This window comes from Prosthecobacter sp. (assembly GCF_044378005.1).
GTDB lineage: Bacteria > Verrucomicrobiota > Verrucomicrobiia > Verrucomicrobiales > Verrucomicrobiaceae > Prosthecobacter.
Map to the genome: position 1 here is coordinate 1 of NZ_JBILYB010000198.1, position 8,310 is coordinate 8,310.

Genomic DNA, 8,310 nt, shown 5'->3' on the forward strand with positions numbered 1-8,310 from the left:
GGAGGACCGGCAGGCTCCTTGCCTTCTCAAACCGCCCCGTGGCACCATGTCACCCTTTCCTCAGTCGAAGATGACGGCCACGGGGAGGAACTCGAAGTCGTCTGGGAACTCGAAGCTGGTGCCTCCGTCAAAGAGCGCTCCACGCTGCCCACTCCCACCGCCTTCGACGTGCCTTCGACACTCGACGCCTTCCTCGACGCCGTGCGCTGGGGCACCATCTCCCAGGCGGACGACAAGGCCCTCCAGGCCCCATTCCGCAGCGGCATCGAGATTGAGGAATACCAGCTCGACCCCGTCGCTCGTGCCCTCTCCATGCCGCGTGTGAATCTCCTGATCGCCGACGACGTGGGCCTCGGCAAAACCATCGAGACTGGCCTCGTGGCTCAGGAGCTCACCCTGCGCCATCGCGTGCGTTCCATCCTGGTCGTTTGCCCCTCGTCAATCCAGCGCCAGTGGCAGGAGGAAATGCGCGACAAGTTCGGCATGGAGTTCCGCATCGTGGATGCCGAGCTGCTCAAGGATCTCCGCCGCAAGCGCGGCATCCACGCGAACCCTTGGAAGCACTTTCCCCGCCTCATCACCTCCATCGACTTCCTGAAGCGTGAGCGCCCCATGCGCCTGTTCCGCGAAACTTTACCTGCCGCTGGCGAGCCCACCTACCCGCGCAAATACGACCTGCTCATCGTGGACGAGGCGCACAATGTCGCCCCCTCCGGCCGCAGCCACTATGCGGTCGATTCCCAGCGCACCCAGGCCATCCGCACGCTGGCCCCGCATTTCGAGCACAAGCTCTTCCTCTCTGCCACGCCGCACAATGGCTACCGCGAGAGCTTCACCGCCCTCCTGGAGTTGCTCGACAACCAACGCTTCGCCCGCAACATCGAGCCCAACCGCCAGCAGTTGCAGGCCGTCATGGTCCGCCGCCTCAAGTCCGAACTCGAAAAGCGCTGGGACGGCTCCTCACGCTTTGCCCCTCGTGAAGTTCAGCCTCTCGAAGTCGCCTACACCCAGGCCGAGCGGGAAGCCCATCAACTCCTGAAGCGCTACACCGCCCTCTGCCTCAAATCCGCCGGCGACATGCCAGGCGGGCGCATGGCTGCCGAATTCGTGCTGAAGCTACTCAAAAAGCGCCTCTTCTCCTCTCCCGCCGCCTTCGTCACCACGTTGGAAAAGCACGCCGTCTCCCGCCGTGCCGCCGCACCTGCCAAGATCTCCGCCGCTGGCCTCGCCCGCCAGATAGAGTTGCTCGACGAAGACTTCGACGACGATACCGCCCAGGAAACCGCCACCGAGGAGACCGTCGAAACCGCCAGCCGTGGCTTCGGTGCCATCGCCAGTGATCAAAGCGAGCTTCTCCGCGACCTCCGCACTTGGGCAGCACGCGCCGCAGAGACGCCCGATAGCAAGGCCAAGGCCCTCGTCGCATGGCTAGAGCAGACTCTCAAAACCGGCGGCAAATGGAACCAGGAGCGTGTCATCATTTTCACCGAATACCGCGCCACACAGAAGTGGCTCCACGATCTCCTCGCTGCCCATGGCTTCGCTGGCGGAGACCGCCTTCTTCAAATCTACGGCGGTATGCCCCTCGAAGATCGCGAGCAGGTGAAGGCCGCCTTCCAGGCCCACCCTGACGATGCTGCCGTGCGCATCCTCCTCGCCACCGATGCCGCTTCCGAGGGTCTGAACCTCCAGAACTATTGCCATCGCCTCATCCATTTTGAGGTGCCTTGGAATCCCAACCGCATGGAGCAGCGCAATGGCCGCGTGGATCGCCACGGGCAGAAAGCCACCCAGGTGGACATCTTCCACTTCGTCGGCACCGGCTTCGACTCGAAGCGCAACCAGTCCGCCCACCACCCCGGCGATCTTGAGGGCGATCTCGAGTTCCTCATGCGGGCCGCCATCAAGGTGAACACCATCCGCGAGGACCTTGGCAAAGTCGGCCCCGTCATCGCCAAGCAGGTCGAGGAGGCCATGCTCGGTGCTCGTCAGAATCTCGACACCGCCAAGGCCGAAACTCAGGCCGAGCCCGCCCGCCGGATGCTCAAGTTCGAGCGCCAGCTTCAGGACCAGCTCAAGAAACTCCACGACCAGCTCGACACCACCAGCCGCGAGCTACACCTCGACCCCGACACCGTCGCCAACATCGTCCGCGTCGGCTTGGAACTTGGCCAGCAGCCTCAGCTTCGCGAAGTCCGCGTCGAGTCCGCTGCCCGCCACCTGCCCGCCATCACCGCCTGGCACCTGCCACCCATGAGCGGCAGTTGGGCAGCCTGCGCTGCCGGTCTGGAGCATCCGCACACCAAGGTCATCCGCCCCATCGTCTTCGATGCCTCTACCGCCCGAGGCCGCGATGATGTCGTTCTTGCCCACCTGAATCACCCTCTCGTCCAGCGCTGCCAGCGCCTCCTGCGTGCCGAGGTCTGGACCTCTGGCAACGCTTCCAAGCTCCAGCGCTGCACCGCCCGCATGGTCACAGACAATGCGCTCTCCACTCCCGCCGTCATCGCCTACGGCCGCCTCGTCGTGCTGGGGGCGGATGGCCACCGCCTCCACGAGGAACTCATCACCGCCGGCGGCACCATCAAAGAAGGCCGCTTCAGCCGCATGAATGTCGGTGAGGTGAAAGACGCCTTGGCCGCCGCTACTCCAAATGCCGCCCCCGGCTTCATTGAGGAACCCCTGCTCAAACTCTGGCCCAAGGTCTCCGAACAACTACTCAAATCCCTCGAAGTCCGCCGCGACGAGAAAACGAAGAACCTGCAATCCTTCCTCGACGAACGCTCCGACAAGGAAGCCGCCCACCTCGATGCCGTCCTCACCGAGTTGGAGAAATCCATCCGCGCCGAACTCGAAGCCGAGGCCCCGCAGCAGCTCGAACTCTTCGACCAGTTCGAGAAGCAGCAGCGCGAGTCCGATCTTCACAGCCTCCGCCTACGCCTCCAGCAGCTCCCCGCCGAGCGTGAGCGCGAAGTCGCCCACCTCCGCGCCCGCTACCGCAATCCCCAGGCCCGCCTCTTCCCTGTGGCAATCACCTTCCTCGTGCCGAAAAAGGCCATCGCTGAACTCTCTCGCTGATCATGATTGAAGGATTCAAGGTTTTTGAACCGCTGGCAGCTACCTTTAGGTTTGCTACACCTGTCGATGAGCCTCACTGGTCGAGCATACCGGTAGCAGAGGAGGTCCTTCTCTGGTATGACAACACTATCCAGCCAAGCATCGAAGCTCTGATAAAGAAGCTGGGGCATTGGCTCAGTTCCATTGAGGTATCCAACACCCCTGAAATCGTTCGTTCCACATTGGCCGTATTGGCAGCCAAGAATGTAAAACAAGTTTCCTTGGTCGCCGCACTGCAAGCCCTCCTTGCTTGCAAGAGACAGGCTGATGTGACGCATTTCGCTCCCTTGAGGACCAACTTGCCATCTTCGTGGCTTACTCCTTTCGAGTGGAAAGGCTACACACTTGGTCCTCTCGACCTCTCAAAATTGGAGCGCCGCATTCAGCGTGCTGGCGCTGAAATGCCGCCCTCTATCCGCTCCATGCTCAGTGGTTGCCCAGCCATCACAAGCCCAATTTTCCAGCATCATGTATTCGATTTGAGTCTCTACTTTCGGGATACAAAAACGTCCGATACCGCAGCATTGCTAAGCCACTTGGAATGGATTTGGTTTGATGCTGTTCATCATGAGCACTGGAACATGATGTGGGCGGATTTTGAAGAGCGTCGTGCGCTCATTTACGCTCTTGGATACGGACTCGTTGATGGTGACACATATCGAAAGAGTCCAGCCATTTTTGAAATCACCTGTTATCTCAAGGTCAGAAACGAACCAGGGAACGAAGGTGGTGTGATCTTCAATGGCAACGTTCCGCAGATTACTCTCCCGGACCTGCCAGAATCCAGGGCAGCGATTGCTTCCATGAATGCCCAGTGTGACTTTGCGAGCTTGGAAAAGTCTTCCCTGCATGGGCGGATTCAAGCTTATGCCATGACGTTGAATCGAGGAACACGGATCTGTCTCGAAGGTCATCACAGCGAATCCTATCTCCACTTCATCATTGTCTTGGAGCAGTTGCTTTCGACTGGGGGAAGTATTTCTCAGCAGGTTCCCGCACGCACGGCAGCCTTGGTCCATCGTCAGTTGAAGATGAGTTTCTCCGAGTGCCGCCGCAAACTTCAGGATGAGTATTACAAGGCACGAAGTAAGTTCGTCCACAGCGCTATGTTGGCCCAGAGAAGCCTCTCGATGTCGTGCTGGCCACCAATATGATTTCCGTGGGTGTGGATGTGGAGCGACTCGGCCTGATGGTGACCGCCGGCCAGCCAAAAACGACGGCGGAATACATCCAGGCCACGAGCCGTGTCGGACGTGCCTCGCCCGGCCTCGTAGTGGACGTTTACAACTGGGCGCGACCTCGCGACCTCTCCCATTATGAAATGTTCGAGCACTACCACGACACCTTCTATCAACACGTCGAGGCACTGTCTCTGACCCCCTTTGCCACCCGAGCGCTGGAGCGTGGGCTTAGCGGGGTCTATGTGGGCATGATGCGGCAGTTGGAAAACAGCTTCAATGCCAATGACACAGCAGGCGCACTCAAGGGCACCGAGGCGCTGCTAAGCGAGGTGGCGAGCATGATGCGTGAGCGTGGCACTCAGGCGATGCTGAAGAATGAAGTCGGAGCGGAGATCCAAAAAATGACGGACTACCGGCGTGACAAATGGGTGAAGAAAGCCACCACGGCCAAGGATCATCGCATCGGCTATCAAGATGATGCTCAAGGCGTGGTCGGACTGCTGCAACATGCAGGGCAGACACCGCAGTGGCAGGATTTCACCTGCCTTGATTCGCTGCGCGATGTCGAGCCCATGGTGAATCTGGTGCTCGACGAGCGTGCGGTTGGACTCAACCCCTTCGAGCCTGTGCCAACAGATGCCGAACTCAATGAACCTGAAGCCGAGGAGGCAGCACTATGAACGAAGTTGGTGAACTACGCCCGAGTCAGTTGGTCTTCACTTTTGGCGTCGGTGCCATGGTGGACCTTCCCAGCCTTTCCGTCTTGGTCATGGGCCTGAACGATTGGAAGGAAAACGACTGCCATCCTCTCAATGACCGCCGGCTCCTGGCTGCGGTGCAGAACCGCCTGGGAACACAGGTGAAGAAGATGGTGCATCCACCCTTTGCACCCGACGAGGCAACAGCAGGCGCACGGACACTGGGCGTGCCAGTGGCCGCATTCCCGCGCTGGATGCGCTGTCCTTTCTGCAACACACTGGCCACCGTGGATGGCGGTGTCTTCAAACTGGTCAAAGATCCCTACCGCCCGGAAAGGACTCGCTATGTGCATGACAATTGCGGCAAGGCCAATCGCCCCACGGTGCTCCCGGTTCGCTTCGTGCTAGCCTGCTCAAAAGGGCACTTAGCCGACTTCCCCTGGATCGAGTATGTGCATGGTGCCTCGACTCCGTGCCAGCCATCTCAACTTAAACTCTACGAAGTAGGGGCATCGGGCGAGGCGACAAACATCTTTGTCGAATGCACCACATGTAACAAAAAAACGCCTCTGGGGCCAGCGTTGGGTAGCACTGATGAAGACAGCCCAGGCAGGACACAAGGGGGCTGCGATTGCCCCGGTCACCATCCTCATCTCCGCAGCAAGGAAGTGTGTTCGGAGCGAGCACGTGTGATTCTCCTCGGTGCATCCAATGGCTGGTTTCCCGTGGTCTATTCGGGCTTGGTGCTTCCCGAGGAACTCGATCCAGTGGGATCTTTGATCGCGGCGCATTGGGGACAGATTGAGGGCCTGCAATCTCTTGAGCAGGTGAAGGGCATTTTTGCCCTACCTCCCGCTATGATGCCTCAACTCACGGACCTGCGAGAGCTTGGCCCTGAAATCGTTTGGAACGGCATCGTGGCCCGACGCGAGTCTATGGGGCAACCCGTGGCAGACAACGCCGACGACCTCAAAACACCCGAATGGCAGCTTTTCAGCGCCGAAAATCCCAACCGAGACGAACGCGATTTCAAAACACAGCAGACGGAACCACCGACGGGATTCGAGCACTACATCGAGCGCACGGTGCTCGTGCATAAACTTCGCGAAGTAAGGGCTCTCGTGGGATTCACCCGCGTCGAATCCGCCGGCGATGGTGACGACTACAACGATCTGTCTCCTGACCGCTGTGTGAGGCTTCGTCGCGATGCTCCCAAATGGGTGCCGGCCACGGAAGTGCGAGGTGAAGGAATCTTTGTGCAGTTCTCCGAGAAAGTGATCTCCGAGTGGCTTGCTCGTCCGGAGGTGGCGGCCTTGGAAAAACAGTTTCTTAATTCCCACTCACGTTGGCGGGAAATGCGGAAATTGGAACCCCCACACAGCACCGGCTTTCCCGGCCTAAAGTATGTTTTAATCCATTCCTTCTCGCACGCACTGCTTCGTGAGATCGCCCTCGAATGCGGCTACACCGCTGCCAGTATTCGTGAACGCATCTACTGCCGCCACGAAGGCGAGGTGGGAGGCCCCATGGCTGGTCTGCTGCTTTACACTGCGGCTGCTGACAGCGAAGGAACCCTTGGCGGGCTGGTTAGCCTTGGAGAGCCGCGCCGACTCGGCCAGATACTCTCCCAAGCACTGGAGTCCATGCGCATCTGCACCTCGGACCCCCTGTGCAGTGAACACGAGCCATCCAAGGATGGGCGCACCATTCACGCCGCCTGCTGCCACGGCTGCCTTTTCGCCGCCGAAACCTCCTGCGAACGCGGCAACCGCTACCTCGACCGGTCGGTCCTCGTGAACACGTTCGCAAAGTCGGGACGAGCCTTCTTCGACATTCCTGCCTGATGATGCCCAACCCTCTGGTCTCTGCGATTGTCCATACCTGCGCTGACGCTCCAAAGGCGGCCATCGAGAAAGCATGCGCACTCCTCAACGCAGAGAATATGGATGCATCGACAGCACTGGCGAACCTGACGGGCATTTTGTCGAAGGAGTCGTTGGTCAGATTGAAGCGCGTTCTCAAGGGCACAGAGACGACAGCGCGCGAGCTCGCACTTGCCTTGACTTCCACTGCCGCCGGAATCGCGGCAGGCAGGGATAGTCCAGACATTCAACTCGTCTGGACAGGACCGGATACGCCCAAAGCATCCCCTCGCGACACTCTCCCCCAGATGCTGGAAATGATTGGCCGGGCCAAGACCTCCATCCTTCTCGTCACGTTTGCAGCCTTCAAGGCGACCGCCATCATGGAAGCTCTACAGGCTGCTGCACTCAAAGGGATAGAACTGAAGATCATCGTGGAGTCTGCCGACGACAGCGCTGGCCAACTCTCACACGATGCATGGAAAGCCTTCCCAAAATCGTTCATCGAGTCTGGCTATGTGTGGTTTTGGCCAATCGCCAAGCGCCCAAAGAACCCCAAAGGAAAGCCCGGCAAGCTCCACGCCAAGTGTCTCGTCATCGACAACCGTGAAGTGCTCGTGTCCAGTGCCAACCTGACCGATGACGCCATGGTCCGGAATATCGAGGTCGGCATCCGGTGCGTGAACGACGGTGTGGCATTGCAGCTCCGAGCCAAGTTCGAGGAGATGTCACAATCTGGGCACTTCATTCAATTAAGCACCTTTGCATAAGACTGGACTTACACTCCTTGCCCCCCTTGTTTGATTACTATGAGCGAATCCAGCATGCACAATCTCACTCTGACTTGGAACGGGAAAAAATGGGAGACATCTGGGCTTCCGACGAACAGGATGATAGCCAAGGGGCAGGTACTTCAGATTGTGTTGCCTGAACACGCATTAGTGGAATCAGACCAGTCTGCAGCCCCCAAGTTGTTGTTCCCCAAGGGCAGCATTCTCTACCTACCTATCATGCCTGTCCGTGACGAAACCGAACTCCACGGGCGCTGCATGCGAGAGAACCCCAAAATCACCAATCGACCGAAAAACAAAGAACTACTTCCCATTGTATTACAGAGCGATTTGTACATCGACCCAATCAACGAGCAACTACATAGCTGCGTCTGCCAATTCGCAGGTGATGATTCGCAAACATTCAAGAGCGTCAACGATGCGGCGAAGTCTGCCCTCAAAACATGGACTAACCGTGAAACCGCAGCCGTTGGCGTGTTTATGGAGGTTCGGTTTGTGCATGATGCACAGCTTCTCCAGATTGATATGAAAAGGGACGAGGTGCTGCACGAACAACCTTTGCCTGACAATCCCGACCGTGACGACACAGGCGATCTTTTTGCCAATCTCACTCCGTGATGACTCTCCCTGACCTCATCGAAGAAGCCACGCGCTACGCTCG

6 protein-coding genes are annotated in these 8,310 nt (G+C 58.8%); all 6 read left to right on the forward strand.

Annotated features, from left to right (window positions below; genetic code table 11):
- Positions 1-3,078, forward strand: a 3,078-nt coding sequence (gene drmD, locus AC6FTP_RS23920) for a DISARM system SNF2-like helicase DrmD (protein ID WP_497209425.1), incomplete at its 5' end; no start/stop codon positions are given.
- 2 nt (positions 3,079-3,080) lie between these two features.
- On the forward strand, positions 3,081-4,271 hold the full coding sequence (locus tag AC6FTP_RS23925; RefSeq protein WP_497209426.1) for a hypothetical protein: 1,191 nt from the start codon (positions 3,081-3,083) through the stop codon (positions 4,269-4,271).
- Positions 4,253-4,978, forward strand: a complete 726-nt coding sequence (locus tag AC6FTP_RS23930; RefSeq protein ID WP_497209427.1) for a helicase-related protein — start codon at positions 4,253-4,255, stop codon at positions 4,976-4,978. The genes AC6FTP_RS23925 and AC6FTP_RS23930 overlap by 19 nt, the downstream gene beginning before the upstream one ends.
- Positions 4,975-6,840: a DrmB family protein gene (gene drmB, locus AC6FTP_RS23935; RefSeq protein ID WP_497209428.1), complete on the forward strand. Its 1,866-nt coding sequence runs from the start codon at positions 4,975-4,977 to the stop codon at positions 6,838-6,840. Before AC6FTP_RS23930 ends, drmB begins: the two co-directional genes overlap by 4 nt.
- Positions 6,840-7,628: a DISARM system phospholipase D-like protein DrmC gene (drmC, locus tag AC6FTP_RS23940; RefSeq protein ID WP_497209429.1), complete on the forward strand. Its 789-nt coding sequence runs from the start codon at positions 6,840-6,842 to the stop codon at positions 7,626-7,628. Before drmB ends, drmC begins: the two co-directional genes overlap by 1 nt.
- A 54-nt stretch (positions 7,629-7,682) precedes the next feature.
- Positions 7,683-8,267 (forward strand): hypothetical protein, encoded by a 585-nt coding sequence (locus tag AC6FTP_RS23945; protein ID WP_497209430.1) that lies wholly within the window; start codon positions 7,683-7,685, stop codon positions 8,265-8,267.
- The last annotated feature ends 43 nt before the right edge of the window (positions 8,268-8,310 follow it).

What these genes read in the sequence shown, in the direction of transcription:
- AC6FTP_RS23925 (WP_497209426.1), top strand. Translation starts at nt 3,081, where the DNA reads ATGATTGAAGGATTCAAGGTTTTTGAACCGCTGGCAGCTACCTTTAGG.
- drmB (WP_497209428.1), top strand. Translation starts at nt 4,975, where the DNA reads ATGAACGAAGTTGGTGAACTACGCCCGAGTCAGTTGGTCTTCACTTTT.
- drmC (WP_497209429.1), top strand. Translation starts at nt 6,840, where the DNA reads ATGATGCCCAACCCTCTGGTCTCTGCGATTGTCCATACCTGCGCTGAC.
- AC6FTP_RS23945 (WP_497209430.1), top strand. Translation starts at nt 7,683, where the DNA reads ATGCACAATCTCACTCTGACTTGGAACGGGAAAAAATGGGAGACATCT.